At 66.4% G+C, this 14672-nt stretch carries 17 protein-coding genes; 10 read left to right on the forward strand and 7 right to left on the reverse strand.

Annotation, left to right across the window (positions count from 1 at the left end):
* Positions 1-109 precede the first annotated feature (109 nt).
* Positions 110-844, reverse strand: a complete 735-nt coding sequence (locus tag E1288_RS24180) for an SDR family oxidoreductase (protein ID WP_132488775.1) — start codon at positions 842-844, stop codon at positions 110-112.
* Positions 845-906: 62 nt separating this feature from the next.
* The gene (locus tag E1288_RS24185; protein WP_132488777.1) at positions 907-1344 is read right to left on the reverse strand and encodes a cupin domain-containing protein; all 438 of its coding nucleotides are present in this window, start codon (positions 1342-1344) and stop codon (positions 907-909) included.
* A gap of 116 nt (positions 1345-1460) precedes the next feature.
* Between E1288_RS24185 and E1288_RS24190 the strand changes: the two genes are divergently transcribed.
* From E1288_RS24190 to E1288_RS24200, 3 genes are all read left to right on the forward strand, one after another.
* Entirely contained in the window at positions 1461-1685 is a 225-nt protein-coding gene (locus E1288_RS24190; RefSeq protein ID WP_207954527.1) for a hypothetical protein, read from the forward strand.
* A gap of 370 nt (positions 1686-2055) precedes the next feature.
* Positions 2056-2295 (forward strand): hypothetical protein, encoded by a 240-nt coding sequence (locus E1288_RS24195; protein WP_207954528.1) that lies wholly within the window; start codon positions 2056-2058, stop codon positions 2293-2295.
* A 274-nt stretch (positions 2296-2569) separates the two neighbouring features.
* On the forward strand, positions 2570-3175 hold the full coding sequence (locus tag E1288_RS24200; protein ID WP_132488781.1) for a class I SAM-dependent methyltransferase: 606 nt from the start codon (positions 2570-2572) through the stop codon (positions 3173-3175).
* 262 nt (positions 3176-3437) lie between these two features.
* On the opposite strand, the gene E1288_RS24210 is transcribed toward E1288_RS24200, so the two are convergent.
* Entirely contained in the window at positions 3438-3941 is a 504-nt protein-coding gene (locus E1288_RS24210) for an Rv0361 family membrane protein (RefSeq protein WP_235883772.1), read from the reverse strand.
* An 835-nt stretch (positions 3942-4776) separates the two neighbouring features.
* On the opposite strand from E1288_RS24210, the gene E1288_RS24215 reads away from it, so the two are divergent.
* Positions 4777-6015: an MFS transporter gene (locus E1288_RS24215; RefSeq protein WP_165968229.1), complete on the forward strand. Its 1239-nt coding sequence runs from the start codon at positions 4777-4779 to the stop codon at positions 6013-6015.
* A gap of 58 nt (positions 6016-6073) precedes the next feature.
* Here E1288_RS24215 and E1288_RS24220 read toward each other — a convergent pair whose 3' ends face one another.
* Both E1288_RS24220 and E1288_RS24225 read right to left on the reverse strand, forming a co-directional pair.
* The gene (locus E1288_RS24220; protein ID WP_207954529.1) at positions 6074-6415 is read right to left on the reverse strand and encodes a LysM peptidoglycan-binding domain-containing protein; all 342 of its coding nucleotides are present in this window, start codon (positions 6413-6415) and stop codon (positions 6074-6076) included.
* Positions 6416-6616: 201 nt separating this feature from the next.
* On the reverse strand, positions 6617-7486 hold the full coding sequence (locus E1288_RS24225; protein WP_132488787.1) for a leishmanolysin-related zinc metalloendopeptidase: 870 nt from the start codon (positions 7484-7486) through the stop codon (positions 6617-6619).
* 357 nt (positions 7487-7843) lie between these two features.
* Between E1288_RS24225 and E1288_RS24230 the strand changes: the two genes are divergently transcribed.
* The 5 genes from E1288_RS24230 (at position 7844) to E1288_RS24250 (ending at position 13100) form a co-directional block, all read left to right on the forward strand.
* Positions 7844-8560, forward strand: coding sequence for a LuxR C-terminal-related transcriptional regulator (locus E1288_RS24230; protein ID WP_132488789.1), 717 nt, complete (start codon positions 7844-7846; stop codon positions 8558-8560).
* Between the two features lie 61 nt (positions 8561-8621).
* Positions 8622-9593, forward strand: coding sequence for a DNA/RNA non-specific endonuclease (locus E1288_RS24235; protein WP_132488791.1), 972 nt, complete (start codon positions 8622-8624; stop codon positions 9591-9593).
* Between the two features lie 148 nt (positions 9594-9741).
* Complete coding sequence (locus E1288_RS24240; protein ID WP_132488793.1) at positions 9742-10506, forward strand: hypothetical protein; 765 nt, start codon at positions 9742-9744, stop codon at positions 10504-10506.
* A 147-nt stretch (positions 10507-10653) separates the two neighbouring features.
* Positions 10654-11973, forward strand: a complete 1320-nt coding sequence (locus E1288_RS24245) for a serine/threonine protein kinase (RefSeq protein WP_132488795.1) — start codon at positions 10654-10656, stop codon at positions 11971-11973.
* Between the two features lie 248 nt (positions 11974-12221).
* Positions 12222-13100, forward strand: coding sequence for a hypothetical protein (locus E1288_RS24250; RefSeq protein WP_132488797.1), 879 nt, complete (start codon positions 12222-12224; stop codon positions 13098-13100).
* A gap of 320 nt (positions 13101-13420) precedes the next feature.
* Here E1288_RS24250 and E1288_RS24255 read toward each other — a convergent pair whose 3' ends face one another.
* Complete coding sequence (locus E1288_RS24255; RefSeq protein WP_132488798.1) at positions 13421-13879, reverse strand: MarR family winged helix-turn-helix transcriptional regulator; 459 nt, start codon at positions 13877-13879, stop codon at positions 13421-13423.
* Positions 13880-13942: 63 nt separating this feature from the next.
* On the opposite strand from E1288_RS24255, the gene E1288_RS24260 reads away from it, so the two are divergent.
* Positions 13943-14311, forward strand: coding sequence for a VOC family protein (locus tag E1288_RS24260; RefSeq protein ID WP_132488800.1), 369 nt, complete (start codon positions 13943-13945; stop codon positions 14309-14311).
* 175 nt (positions 14312-14486) lie between these two features.
* On the opposite strand, the gene E1288_RS47135 is transcribed toward E1288_RS24260, so the two are convergent.
* Positions 14487-14624: a hypothetical protein gene (locus tag E1288_RS47135; protein ID WP_207954530.1), complete on the reverse strand. Its 138-nt coding sequence runs from the start codon at positions 14622-14624 to the stop codon at positions 14487-14489.
* Positions 14625-14672: the final 48 nt, after the last annotated feature.

Here is a 14672-nt window from a genome sequence, read left to right on the forward strand (position 1 = left end):
CTTGACAACTACTCACGTTTGGTGGCTTCAGCGGATCGTGGCCGAGGCCACGATCCGCCTGAAGTGCTTCCGCGAGCGTGCGCAGCATCTGTGTCGTCGCCGAGCCGACTCAGCGCGCGAGCCACTCCCGATAGGTGGTCTGGGCGATGACGGCGTCGTCCTTGGCGATGAGGACCTCGCGCGGGACGGCGGCGAACATGCCGGCGCTGTTGTCGGTGACGACGGTGCGGTGGTCACCACGGGCGGCGAGGGTGATCTTGCCCAGCTCGTCGAGCGTGAAGACCTCGGGGCCGGCGACGTTGCGGGTGCCCTGCAGCGGGTCGCCCAGGCTGACGTCGGCCACCGCCCGGGCGACGTCGGCCGCGGCCATGGGCTGGACGAGAGTGGCGGGCAGGCGGACGGTTTTCTCGTCGGCGGTCCAGGACAGCACCGCGTCGATGAACTCGAAGAACTGCGTGGCGCGGACGATCGAGTACGGCACGGGGCCGGCCTTGAGGATGTCCTCCTGCAGCACCTTCGCGCGGTAATAGACCAGGCCCGGCACCTGGTCGGCGCCCACGATCGAGAGGATGACCGCGTGGCCGACGCCGGCGGCGTCGGCTGCCGCCAGGAGGTTGTCCATCGTCTTCTGGAAGAACTCGAGCGAGGCTTCGTCGAAGGTCGGCGAGTTCGTCAGATTGACGACGACGTCGGCCCCGTCCAGCGCCTCGCGCAGGCCCTGCCCGCTGAGCAGGTCCAGACCGGTGGACGGCGAGTGCGGCACCGCCTCGTGCCCACTGGCGTTCAGGAGCTTGACCACCTGCGATCCGATGAGCCCGGTCCCACCGATGACAGCGATCTTCATTTCGTTGACCTCCGTGTTCTCGAAGAAGAGATGTCCGAGCCTTGAACACGACGGGCTCGCGGTCAGCTCGTGCGCGGGGCCCGGCGGCTCTTGCGCCGGACAAGCTCTTCCTCGTCCACCAAGGTGAGCATCGGTTTGCCCGGCTCGCAGAACATGGTGACGGTGAAGCGCACCGGAACGTCGTCGCGGTTGTTGCCGTCCTGGTAGTGGATGACGTCGCCGCCTGGCTCCCAGAACGCCTCGCCGGCCCGGACGATACGCGCCGGCTGACCTTCGAGCTCGAACACCATTTCGCCGTCCAGCACATAGCCGAAGGCCGGTCCGGGGTGCCGATGCGGAGGGGTGCCAGGGTCGCCCGGCGGGAACTCGACGACGATGGTCGTCACGTGCGCACCCGCCGGGATGACGGGAGGCTCCGCCTCCTGCACCACGGTGACCGCCGACTGCCACGCGTTCGATCGTGGCTTCTGCCTGTCGTTCGTCGACTCGATGTCTGGCATGAAAAGACCTCCCTGCGGAATGGGATGCGGAGGATCCGCTCAGCTCCTAGGACCGGACAGCACTGGTCGTGACACCTCGCCTCCCGGGGCGTCACTTCCGAGCGCATTCCATCACCGTGCAGCGGGGCGGACGAGGGTCGCAAGTCACCGCTGACCTGCGACCCACCAAGACCCAGCAGAAGATCTCCGGCCGCCTGGCCAGCGAAACCATCATTCAGGGCCGGCTCGACATCCGCAGCTACATCGACACCGCCCGCCAACAAGACATCAACGTCATGACCGCGATCCGTCAAGCCATCACCGGCAACCCCTGGCGACCGCCCAATCCAACACCCGCCTGACCACACCGCCAACCCCACCCAGGGTCCACAGTGGATCCGCCATGTCCGCGTAGGGCTACTCCGGCGGTGAGGAGTTCGGTCGCCGAGTAGCGGAGGGCCAGGAGTGGGTGAACATCACCGTGCGCACCACGCTGCCGCGTCCGTCGCCGGCGGGGATCAGCGAACACGGCGGGGCCGAGGTGGGGCAGATGCCCGGTTGGGCTCATCGGCCAACCGGCACCTCTGACGCGCGGAGCCTCTCCTCCTGCAAGGAATCCCTACATGTTCGGTGCATCGTTGCGGCTCCGGAACCCGGTGAAGGTAATTTCGGCCCTGCAAGAAACCGGCTAGGCCATTCTGGCCTTGTTTGTCAGGAGAGTTGCATATGAAGATGCGGCGTTCCCTTATCGCTGCTGCTCTGACCCTCGGCGCCGCCGTGGTTTCCATTCCGCTGACCGTCGGCGCCGCTTCCGCGTCTGGCTGGGAGACCGTCGGCGGCGGACCCGCGGTGTATTCCTCGATGGACCAGTGCAATGCGGAGGCAGCGCAGCTCAAGGCCGACGGCACCTACAAGGACGCCAGGTGCTACACCGACAGCAAGGGCTGGATCTTCCTGGAGGTGCTGCGCTGACACCCGGCGCGCATTGGGGGCAGAGGCGAAGCTATTACCTCGCAGGACCCCCGTCACGAACCCGATAGTCTTGGACCCGCGTCCCGGACACAATGCTGCCCCGGTGTGCTGACTCCGGGGCAGCATTGTGCCGGTGATCGAGGTTCCGCCGTCGACGGAGCCGACGATGTCGCTGTGCTCATCGCGGAGCTCCTCGATGTCGCCGTCCAGCAGTGGAAGCGATCATCCGGCCGGCGATCGCTGGGCGTCCACCGGCCTCCGGAAGAATGCAGGCATGGTTGAGCAGAGCATCTGGATGCAGCAGGTCACCGCCGACCCCGGGCACTCCACCTGGTACGTCGAACGCTTCCGTTCCATGGCTCGCGCCGGAGACGACCTCGCCGGGGAAGCCCGCCTTGTGGACGCCATGGTGCCGCGCCACGCCCGCATCCTCGACGCCGGCTGCGGCCCCGGCCGAGTCGGCGGCCTGCTGGCCGAAGCCGGCCACGATGTCGTCGGCGTCGACGTCGACCCGGTCCTGATCGAGGCCGCCGAGCAAGACCACCCGGGGCCGCTCTGGATGGTTGGCGACCTGGCCGAACTCGACCTTCCCACCCGGGGCATCACCGCTCCGTTCGACGCGATCGTCTGCGCCGGGAACGTGATGACCTTCCTCGCACCAACCACGCGCGGTGCTGTGCTGAAACGGCTCCGTGCGCACCTCGCGCCGGGCGGCCGGGTCGCGATCGGCTTCGGTACCGGCCGCGGCTACGAGTTCACCGACTTCTTCGAGGACGCGACGGCAGCGTCACTCGAGCCCGACCTGCTGCTGTCCACTTGGGACCTGCGTCCGTTCACCGACGACTCGAGCTTCCTCGTCGCCCTCCTCCGCGGAAGATGAGCGCCGGACCAACCGACCACACCCGCAGGAGAACAAGGCGGAGGGCCTGCGCGCCGATGAACGCCAGTCGATCCACGGCACCCTCGCCGTAGACTCGATAGCCGGCCGGGATCGGCTCAACGACCAACCCCGCGAAGACAACTGGGTCACCTGATATGCAGTGCGGGGCCTGGCCTTCAAGAAGGCCAGGCCCCGCTCCGTCCCGCGATGCGACCGGCGGACGACCACTACACCTGTGGCGCCTCGCGGATATCCATGCCCCTCAGACGCAAAGCTTCCAGTCGCCGCTTTCCTTGACCAGCTTCAGGTCTGAGCTTTCCGGTGCCTGCCCGGGAAAAGTCGACTCGACGGTGGCACTGCCGGAGTCGCCGTTCTCCTGGACGCTCTTCACCGAGACCTGAACCGCCTTGAGCTGCTCCAGGTCCTCTGGCTTCGCTGTCTTGAGGAACTCTTCCTTCACCTGCTGCAGCTGTTCGATCTGCGGCATGGCCTGCTCGCACACGATGGGCCGGTAATCATCCGCCGTGACGCTTCGGGGGTCCTTGGTCTCCTTCATCGAAAGCGCCACGTAGTCTTCGGCGGCCGATTGCGCCGAACCACCGCCGAAGACCATGAGGCCGACGCCGGCACCGCCGGCCAGAACCACGACCGCAGCAGCAACGCCGACGATCAGTCCGGTCTTCCTCTTTCTCGCTGCGGGGGTCGCATCAGATTCCTCCGGCTGCTCGTGAGCTGGTGCCTCGACCTCCTCAGCCTCGGCGAACACCGGGTGATCATCCGAGGACGCAGAGTGCCCCGAGTCCTCGTTCTCCGGCTGCTCATCCAAGCCGCTCTGGTCGGGCTCTTGCCGTCGAGATGTCATACAACCCTTTCTGATGCGATCGTGGAACTACCTCTCCCCTGTGTACGCGACTGCGCCCGCCGGTTCCAACGCTCCATGAGCATCCTCGCGATATCCACGGTCACCGAACCAGGAGTGGCCGCCTCGCCCACCGAGACCTATTACCGCCCTTAAGCGCAAGCCGCCACACGCGCACCTGCGGCAACAGGCGACTGGGCGCCCCAGGATTGACCGCTCCGCCAGCCTCCGCCAAACTAATAGATACATAGCGATGCGTGCATATGTGAAATGGAGAACGCAGCATGGCTGCCCTTCCCCTGACCTGTACCTGCTCGGGCTCGTGGTGACCTTCGGGATACGCACGTGGCTGCAGGTACGTCGCACCGGGGATAGCGGCTTCCGCCGCCCCGCGGCTCGCATCGGATCGGCGACCTGGTGGGGAACGGTGCTGTTCGCGGCGGCACTCGTGCTCGGCACGGCTGCCCCAGCACTCGCGGTAGCCGGCATCCTCGAGCCGTTGACGACCCTGCGCGACCCGGTCATCGAACTGCTAGGGCGAGATCGGCGGCCGACCACGATGGCGGCGCAGCGGGCCTCCACAGTGGAGACAGGCCGGGGCAGGCGCTCGCGCCGACAGCCTTATGATGATCTTGAGTCGAGAGCTGACCCTCTCTTGGCCACCGCAACCGGCGCAGCGAACATCTCGCGCCGGCACATCCAGTCATCAGCCTAGGCATAGGGGCGCATGTCCTCTTTCACCGTGTCCGCCAGCGAGCAGACACTGCCGATCCCCACCGTCGTCAAACCTCTGGTGCGCCCGATATGGTGGCAAGTCCTGGCAGTCGCGGCACTCGCACTGGCCGCGTTCAACGCTCGCACCGCAGTGACCGCGGTCGGCGCGGCACTGCCCGAGATCCGCACGACGCTGGGTCTCAGCACGACAGCCGTGGCGCTCCTCACAGCACTCCCCTGCCTCTGCATCGCCGCGACGACACTCCTCGTGCCACCCCTTCGCCGCCGCAGCGGCACGCAGACCAGCGTCGTGGTGTTCCTCGGCATCCTGCTTGCCGGCCAAGCAGTGCGCATCACCCACGGTCAGTGGCTGTTGCTCGCAGGAACCATCCTGGCCTGCTGCGCGATCGGCGGCCTGCAAGTCCTCTTACCCGCCGTCTGCCGGCAGATCGGCGGCCTGCACACCGCCGCGCTCACGACATTGTCGGCCAGCATGATCGGAGCCGGTGCGGCCACAGCGACCGCGATCACTCCCTGGCTGACCACCATCCGCGGATGGCGCACGGGGCTGGGAATCTGGATCCTCCCCGTGGCGGCCGCGCTCTTCCTCTGGATACCGCTGTCACTGGCCCGAACGACACGCGCCGCATCCCCACCACGAGCGCCGCGCTGGCGCCGCTCCCTCCTCAGAAGCGCTCGAGCCTGGTACCTGACCCTGTTCATGGGTCTGCAGTCGTTGCAAGCCCTTTCCCTGCTGTCCTGGCAGCCGGTCCTCCTACGAGCCACCGGAGCCAGCGCCGTCCACGCCGGCGCTCTCAGCGCTGGCAGCCTCGTGGTCAGCATCGTCGCCTCCGTGGTCATCACCGCGTCCTGCTACCGCAGCACCACACGCATCGGAATGTGGATGGTGCTGACCACCTGCAGCGGAGGTCTCGGTCTGCTGGGACTCCTCATCGCTGCGACCGCCGCTCCCTTCTTGTGGGCGGCGCTGCTCGGCGTGGGCATGGCCGCCCTCGCACCCGCCCTCGCCGCCATACCCGCACACGCCACCGGAGACGACGAAACGACCCGGCTGTCCGCGATGGCCCAAGGCTATGGCTACCTGCTCGCGGCAGTCGGCCCCGCTCTCATCGGCACCCTCCGCGATATCACCGGCACCGTTGACTGGGCACTCGCCGCCCTCCTGTTCTTCTGCCTCCTACAGCTCGTCTTCGCCGCCCTCGCGGCTCGTCGCCCCTACAGCCTCGACGCCACAACGACCGTCTGACTGCGCGAGCCGACGGTGCACGAACGGTGATGGCGTCGGCTGACGAGGTTGCGGCCGGTCACTCCGCCTCGGCCGTCGACGCGCCTCGGGGGAGCGGAATGCAGATCGTCTGCCCGATGTGGATGACGTTCGGATTGGCGATGTGGTTGTAGTACCCCAGGCGCTGCCACTTCACGTTGTGCCGCTCACCGATCTCGGAGAGCGTGTCCCCGTCCCGCACGGTGTAGGTCTTGCACACGTTCGCGTTCTTCGACAGGCGCAGCGGTTGGCCGGGGAAGATGAGGTTCGGGTTTTCTATGTTGTTGATGCGCTGGAGTTCCTTCCATGGAACGTGGAACCATTCGCCGATCTCGGAGAGCGTGTCGCCCTCCTGCACCGTGTAAGTGTTGCAGTTCGTCATTGCTCAGCCTCCTCGTGATCAGCTGCGCGCTCGGCGCACAGGCGCCTCGTGTCCATGTAAGGCGCAGCCCGCGTGCTGCGGCAATGAGCACCGGGATCCATTGAGGATCCATCTGGCCACGAACATGGCGGGTGTGCCGCAAGAGCCGGGCATTGTTCTCGGACGAGACTCGAACCGACCGGTCGACGCTGTCGAAGGTCCTTACCTCCGAAGGCTTTCGGCCGGTAGTTCCATCGGGACCGTGGGAAGCATGATGCCCAAGTCGACCGGGGCGGCGTGCGGGACCAGCGTCCCCTCCTCGGCGAGCTCTAGCAGGTTCGGGAGGGTGTAGGCCTCTGCGGCACCCATGTCCACCTCGTAGCCGAGGTCTTGCAGGCTGGCTACCGTGACTCTGCTGAGCGGATTGTTCTTCGCCGCGATGAACCCCGACATGAGTTCGCTGCGGAAGACGGTCTCGCGCCAGTGACTGCCGCGAGTGCCGGCTCCGCCGGTGTTCTCCACCGGAACGGCCCGCGGTCGGCCGTCGCGCAAACGGCCGTATTCCTGCTTCGCGGCCCGGCCGGTGAATGTGGGGTTGTCACCGTCCTCGTCGGCAAGCAGGCCCTTGCGGGACCACAGCTGGCCGCCGACGCCGAGCACATGACCCATCTCATGGGTGATCACGTCGTCGAGCGTGCGCTCTTCTTCCATCTTCTCCAGGTCATCGGTGTCGAACGACATCGCGCCCTTCGCAGGCAGGAAGGCCGAGGCGCCTGAGCCGGCCGTCCGGATGTGCGTCGGGCCGGCCTGGCCGAGGATCCTGCCGGGGCCGTCGATCCGCGCTCCTTGAGCGAGGATGAGGACGTCATCGATGACGTCACCATCGATTTCGACCTCCGGCAGATCACCCACGATGACGCGAACCCACCGGTCCGCGGCCTGGGTGAACGCGGCCTGCTGCACCTCGGTCAGCCCGCCGAGGAACCGGACCTCGATGGTGAACGGGGACTCGGTTGCGGCAATCGCCTTCGCTTGACCTGCATCGGCACGGGCGGTGTAGACCGCACGAATACCCGTCGCACTTTTCGTCATGGCGAAAAAGTCCTCCGCGAATAGGAAAATCTACAAGGTCTGGAATATTCCTTTCCAGTCCGGATGCGTTTCGAACATGGCACCACTTCCAGCGCCGGCGCAACGGTCGAAGGTCCTGGCCGCGTTGCCCGAAACCCTTTGCGAGACAATGATAATCTCGCTCCGGCCTGCGGCAGATCGAGTGAGGCCGAGGAGTCGCGGCTGTCCTGACCTCGCGGCGACGTTCGAGGACCAATTGCCATACCCGCCGCAGGCCTCGGCCCGGTATCGTGAACCCGAATCGGGCGTGCGATGCCTAGCGGCCAACTGAAGGGTTCTCGGCCAAGCCGCGGTGGCGCGGCGCCGGGGTGGTTCACAATGATCGAGCTCATCATCGTCGCCGCGACGAGGTTCTACCGGGAGGGGTTGGCCCTTGTCCTCCAGAACGTCGACGGATTCGCGGTCCTCCCCACCCTTGCGCGACCGGAGGAACTAGAGCCGGATCTGACCGCGCGCAAGCACGCAGTGGTACTGCTCGATATCGCCGACTTGCCGGACGGTCCCAGTGTCGTGATCTCCTTGCTGGCGAGGAATCCCGGCCTGCGGATCATTGCCTTGGGCGTGTCCGATCAGGAACATGACGTCCTTGCGTATGCCGAGTTGGGCGCGGCGGGCTACCTGACACGGGAACATTCGATCTCCGAACTGATTCGGACGATAGAGAGTGTTGCCAATGGGGAGTTGCGGTGTTCGCCGCGCGTTGCCGCTGCCCTGTGCCGCAGGGTGGCCGAGCTGTCGGCGGAGTTGCAGCCCAGTCCGAACGCGGAGGTCCTGAGTCGCAGGGAAGCGCAGGTCGCCGTGCTGCTGGAGCAGGGCTTGTCCAATCAGGAGATCTCCCGGCAGTTGTGCATCGCCTTGGCGACTGTGAAGAACCACGTGCACAACATCCTGGACAAGCTGGGGTTGCGGGGCCGTGCCGCGGCCGCCGCTTGGGCGCGGCAGCAACGCCTGGATCACTCCGTCCTCGTTCGCTCCACGCTGCACCAGGCCTTTCCGCCCAATAGCAGGCACCACTCCGACTGCCGCCCGGACTAGCCCTCGGGAGGTCTCACGGCGCAGCCGGTTGCCACCGGACCACGAATCGAAAGGCCTGATCATGCAATCTCGACACAAGCTGTCCGTTCCGCTCAACATCACGGTAGAAGTAGGGGCATCGGCCGCCGCCGAGACCGCTCAGGTCGCGTACCTCGATGGCGCGCCGCTCGAAATCGCCCGCCCCCGCTCCTACTACGAGGGCTACACCGGGTACGACCCGGAATTCCTCGGGCCCGGATTACCGCTACCGGAACTCTCCGACGAACAGCGCCGCAATGCCGCGAAGGTCAACAACGCCCCGCCCGGCGGAGATCCCACCGTTCTCCCGTACACGCACTTCAGCATCGTCGTGAACCGGCGCCGCCAACTCGCCTACTACGCGGTGGTGAACATCGACGGCAGCAGGAGCGCCGGTTTCGAACGGCAGGCGGACAAGTGGTTCTTCGACTCCCGCATCGCGGAATCAGAGCAGATCGGCGAGTCCCTCTACCGGCGCAACGCGCTGGACCGGGGTCATCTCGTCCGGCGGCTCGATCCGGTCTGGGGAGACGACCTGGCACGAGCGAACGACGACACCTTCCACTTCACGAACTGCGCGCCACAGCACGAGAAGTTCAACCAGGGGACAGAGCTCTGGCTGGGTCTTGAGAACTTCATACTCGAGAACGCCGACCTCACGGACAAGAAGATGACCGTGTTCACCGGCCCGGTCATGACCGATGACGACCCGCTGTACAAGGGCGCCCGGCTTCCCCTGGCGTTCTGGAAGGTCGTCGGCTACTGCAAACCCGATGGCGCGCTTCGCGTCTCCGCGTACATGCTCGAGCAAACGCAACTGATCGAAGACATGCTCCCCTTCGAAGCCCTCTTCGATGCCGGAACGTACCGCATCTCGCTGGAACAATTGCGAGAACGCGCGGGTCTTGATTTCCAGTACCTCGAACCGCACGAAACCCCGTTGACGTCCGACGGGCTCGAAGCGCGAGTGCGCGGAGTGCCGTTGAAGGACGACTACTCGAACTTGGTGCTCTAGCTCGTGGGACGGGCGCCGGTAGGTGAACGCGCCTGAATCCCGTTTGGATCGATGTGCTCATTGATGTCGCTCACGCGCCACCGGCTTACTGGTCGTGCCCGCCCGCGTTCCGGCGAACGGGCAGTTGCACAGCGCGAGTGGAGGAACCATGCGATACCGCCCGATCGATCGAGATCCAGACGACGAGCGCCTGGGGCGCTTCCTCCCCGACGATTGGCGCCACGTCGAGAACTACCCGTTGACCGCCGCGAGCCGACCCGCACAGGTACCGGTGGTGATCGGTGTCAACTGGTACACCGAATTCGACCGCCCCCAAGCGGGCGAGGACGGCGTTCCGTTCGTGGCCCGGGAGGGGGCGAAGTCGCTCACCAGGATTCGGGGCGGGCACGCCGTGTGCCTGGAACCCGGCGGAGAGCCGGACCGCGAGCAGTGGTGGAAGTTCTACGACCAGGGAAGCGAGGGCGCCTGCGTCGGATTCGCCTGGACCCGGTGCATGACGATCCTGAACGACGAGTTGTACACGGCCTGGTGGCTGTGGGACCGGGCCAAGGACCGCGATCAGTGGCCCGAGACCAACCCGGGCGATTCCAACGGAACATCCTGTCGCGCCGCGGCCGAGGTATTGGCCTCGGCAGGGCACGTCGACTGGGAAAACTCCCACGCCAACGACGACCACACCGAGCGCGTCCGCTACGTCGCCGATGCGGCCGACGGCATCAAGGTGTTCCGCTGGGCGGCATCGGTCGACGACGTGCATGCCGTACTCGGCAACACCCGCGCGGACGAGCTCGGTGCCGTGCCGTTCCTGAACTCCTGGGGCACCGACTACCCGCACCGGGTGTGGATGCCGGACGAGGTCCTGGATCGACTGATGCGGGAGGACGGCGAGATCGCCGTGCCGACCGACCGCTAGCCCCACCGGGACCAGCCCTCGAAGTCCGGCACGAGCCGTGGACCGCGGGCTGAACCTGCTGGATCCCTTCTAGTTCCTCGAGAATCGTTTCTTCCTGATGGGAGTGGTCAGCCCGGTGTGACGTCGCCTGCGACTCGGGGAGGAGACATGGAGTCACATCTCGGCGATGTGCCGTACTGGGAGGTCGAGTTCGATGCGAGGGGCGTGCCCCGCCAGGGTGGAAATCTGCCCGAGACCACCGCAACCGCGGGGCTGCGCGAGCTCTTCGTCTTCAGCCATGGCTGGAACAGCTCCTTCGGCGGCGCACGTGACCTCTACTCGACGATGTTCGGACTCATCGCGGGGATGCTCTCGGCCGAGCAGAGGGCGAATGCGGGGTTCGTCGGCGTGCTTTGGCCCGCGTTGCTGTTCCCCGAGGATGCCCCGGCCGACACCGGCCCACCGGTCCCGCGGTCGTCGGCGACGCACGACCTGGGGGCCCTGGCCTCCCCACAGCCCACCGGAGAGATGTCCACCGGTGCCGACCTCGCGAAATCGCTCGCCCCTGCCTTTCCGAACCAGGAGGAGCGGCTGGAGCAGATCGGCCAGCTGCTCGACCGGCAGCCGCAGGACCGGGACCGGCTCCTGGAGTTCCTCCGCCTGGCGAGAGGACTCGTGACCACTTCCAGCAACGCCCCGGAGGACGCGGGAGAAGCAGCGGTGCTGAGCGCACCACCGGGACGGGTGTTCGACGCGATGGCGGCGCTCGCACCCGTCGACGGTGGAAGTGAGCAGGCGTTCAATCCGTTCGGGCGGATGTGGCGGGGAGCGCGGGAGGCGTTGCGGGTCCTCAGCTACTACGAGATGAAGGAACGCGCCGGGGTGGTCGGTCGCGACGGCCTCGGCCCCCTGCTCGGACAGCTGGCGCACACCATCCCCGGCGTGCGCGTGCACCTCCTCGGCCACAGCTTCGGCGCCCGGCTCGTCTCGTTCGCCCTCGGGGGGCTTCCGCCTGAGCGGCGTGGTGCGAACAGCCCGGTCAAATCCCTGTACCTGTTGCAGGGCGCTTTCAGCCACTTCGCGTTCGCACCGCGAGCTCCGGTGCGGGACGGCGCCGGCGTGCTGGCCGATTGCGCCGACCGGGTCGACGGCCCGCTCGTGTGCACGTTCAGCGAGGCCGACCGCGCGGTCGGCTGGTGGTATCCCAACGCCAGCAGGCTGGCCTGGCAGGGCGCCGAGTTGGTGGACCGGATCAACTACCGCTGGGGAGCGATGGGCTACGACGGCTACCAGCAGAGCGGAGCCCAGACCGTCACGATGGCCCAGCAGGGCACGGACTACGGGTTCCAGCCGGGCATGTTCTACCGCCTCGACGCCAACGACGTCATCAAGCGGAACCTGTCCTGGTTCGCCCAGGCTCACTGCGACATCCGGCATCCGGAGGTGGCGTGGGCTGCGGCCTCGGCCGCTCGATCGCTGTGCAGGTGAGAGCCGTGAACGCCGCACGAAACACCGGTCAGGACGCCGTTTCACGACGAGGCTCTGATCAGCGATGGCCTTGGGGATTCAGAGCGCTCGCCCGCATAGACGAGCTGAGGGCATTCGTGGACTGGGCGGAGAACTGCTCCGCGCCGAGCGAGCTGTGCACCGAGAAGTTGGCGGCCCATGCCCGCACCCACCTGGAGTGCGCGCAGAGAGATGTCCGCGGCACTTGGTGGCCGCGACGGGCTCACGGGGTGGACAGCGCGCTCGCCCACATCCACGCGGCCCACGTCCTCATTCTCCAGATCGTTTCGCTCGACGACCTCCACAGCATGCTGGCCGACCTCCTCATGCTGATCGAGGCGCACCTGCCACCCGAGGACAGACGCCGACTGTCCGTCGAGAGGATCTTCAAGAGCTCCGAGGGCGGAAGACTTGCCCAGTCGCAGCGACAGACCGTGATCGATGCCGTGCGCGAGGCGTACCGGGTCCAGCGGCACGAGGTCGTCCGCGAGCGCAGTTTCGCACAACTCGTGTGGTGTTGGGCGATCGGCCTGCTGGGCATAGCCATCACGATCGCGTTCTTCACCGCCTTCATTCCGACACTGCTGCCGATCTGCTTCGGGCCCACTCCCAACGTGCCGTCAGCAGAAATAGTCGAGCCACCCCGCGGACTGATAGTCGTGTGCCCTCTCGGCCAACAATCGTTCACCGGAAATATGGACTTGAGCTCGGAATTCGCCGCATCGAGCGGCGACTACGCAGTCGTCGAGACAGTCGGGTTCGTTGCGGCGGCGGTGACCGCTGCCGCAGCGCTGCACCAGCTCAGAGGCAGTCCGACCGCGTCCAACGTGCCGCTCGCGCTCGCGTGCCTCAAGCTTCCCGCCGGTGCCTTGACAGCCGTGCTCGGGCTCCTGCTCATGCGCGGCGAATTCGTACCCGGGTTGACGTCCCTCGATTCGTCGGCGCAGATCATCGGCTGGGCCGTCATCTTCGGAGCCGCACAGCACCTGTTCACGAAGGTCGTCGACGCCCGAGGCCGGGAAGTCATGGAGGCGGCGCCAAGTCCGCAGCCCGCGGCCGCGCCCCAAGGGGCACCGGCACGGCTGGAACCTCTCCACGGCCGCGCGTGAACCACGCCCCGCCGCCAGCACTACGACCGCATCGCCCGGGTCACCTGGCTTCTGACGGCGATTTCGCGCGAAACCGCCAACCTCTTCGAAACAGACAGCCACCGGCCTGCGGGTTCAGGTTTGGACGGCGGTCCCGGCGCCGATGAGCGCGTCGACGTCGTGGTCGGTGAGCCCGGCTTTCGCCGGCGCAGCGAGAGCTCGTGTGGCTCATCGCAGAAGAGGGTGTAGTTGGAGCCTGTCGGTTTTCGAGGTCGTCTGCACGGATTGTCACGCGGCTGCACTCCTGTCCAGGCGCGGCGAGACGTGCGCCGGGGAACGAGCTATGCACCGTCGTCGCCATCTCGCAGGGAATGGATCATGCTCTGCAGGATCCGGAACGCGCCTGACTGCTCGGTCTCGGTCATGCCGGCCAGCATTCTGACCTCGACGGACCGGACCGCTACGGTCGCCTTCTCGAGCCTCCGTCGCCCGCGAGGCGTGAGCCGCGTGGGAAGAACCTTCCCGACGGGTGCCTCCGCAGGCCTGGTCACGTCGCCCTCTCGTTCCAGGGTCTGGAGCAGCACGTTCATCGTCTGCCGTGTCACGAACGCGCCCCGGGCGAGCTCGGAGTTCGACAAGCCCGGTCGTTGAGCCAGCAGCTCGAGGCAGGAGTAGTGCGTCACGCTCATCCCGAGTGGCCGCAGCACCTCCTCCATGGCTGCGCGCAGGGCGCTCGAGGCCTCTTTCAGCAGGTAGCCCAGTGATTTGTTCAGGTCGACGCCGACACCGTCTTGACTCATGTCAGTATTCTGACATAGATTGGCCCGTGTCAGAAAGCTGACATAAAAAGAAGGAGCATCATCATGCCCGCCACCGGCCCCGACTTCATCTCGCTCCAAGCGCGCGACCTCGACGCTTCGCAGGCGTTCTACGAGCAGTACCTCGGCCTCGTCCGCTCGCAGGACGGACCTCCGCACGCCGTCGTCTTCGAGACGAAGCCGATCGCGTTCGCACTCCGCGACGTCGTTCCCGGCACCGATCTCGCATCCGTTGCCCAGCCCGGCATCGGTACCGCGATCTGGCTCCACGCCACAGACGTCCAGGCCATTCACGATGCTCTCGTCGCCGACGGTCACACCATCGTCTCCGCACCGATCGACGGCCCCTTCGGTCGGACATTCACCTTCGCCGACCCCGACGGCTACCACGTCACTCTCCACGACCGCACCTGATAGGCCAAACGCCACCGGACGATCACCGTTCCCCGAAGACCGCGGTTGCGCCCGAGGCTCGAGAATCCGGGCGAACGTCTGTTGGCATTTTGCAGTTGACGGTGTAGGCCGGTCTGGCGCGTCGGTGCGATGGGTAGAGGTCGAGGTCTTCCGAGGATGAAGGTTCCTACACCGCTCATCTGGAAGACCTCGACTGCGTGACGATCACCGCACTTGCGGAGATCTCCGGATGCAGCGCCAGCACCCGTTCCACCTCCGCGCGGTAGACGTTCTCACCGCCGGTGACGATCATGTCCTTGAGCCGGTCCACCACGTAGAGATAGGTTCAGCGGACTCTGGTCGTGCTGCGCGACATGATCTT

Source organism: Saccharopolyspora elongata, from assembly GCF_004348985.1.
Taxonomy (GTDB): Bacteria; Actinomycetota; Actinomycetes; order Mycobacteriales; family Pseudonocardiaceae; genus Saccharopolyspora; species Saccharopolyspora elongata.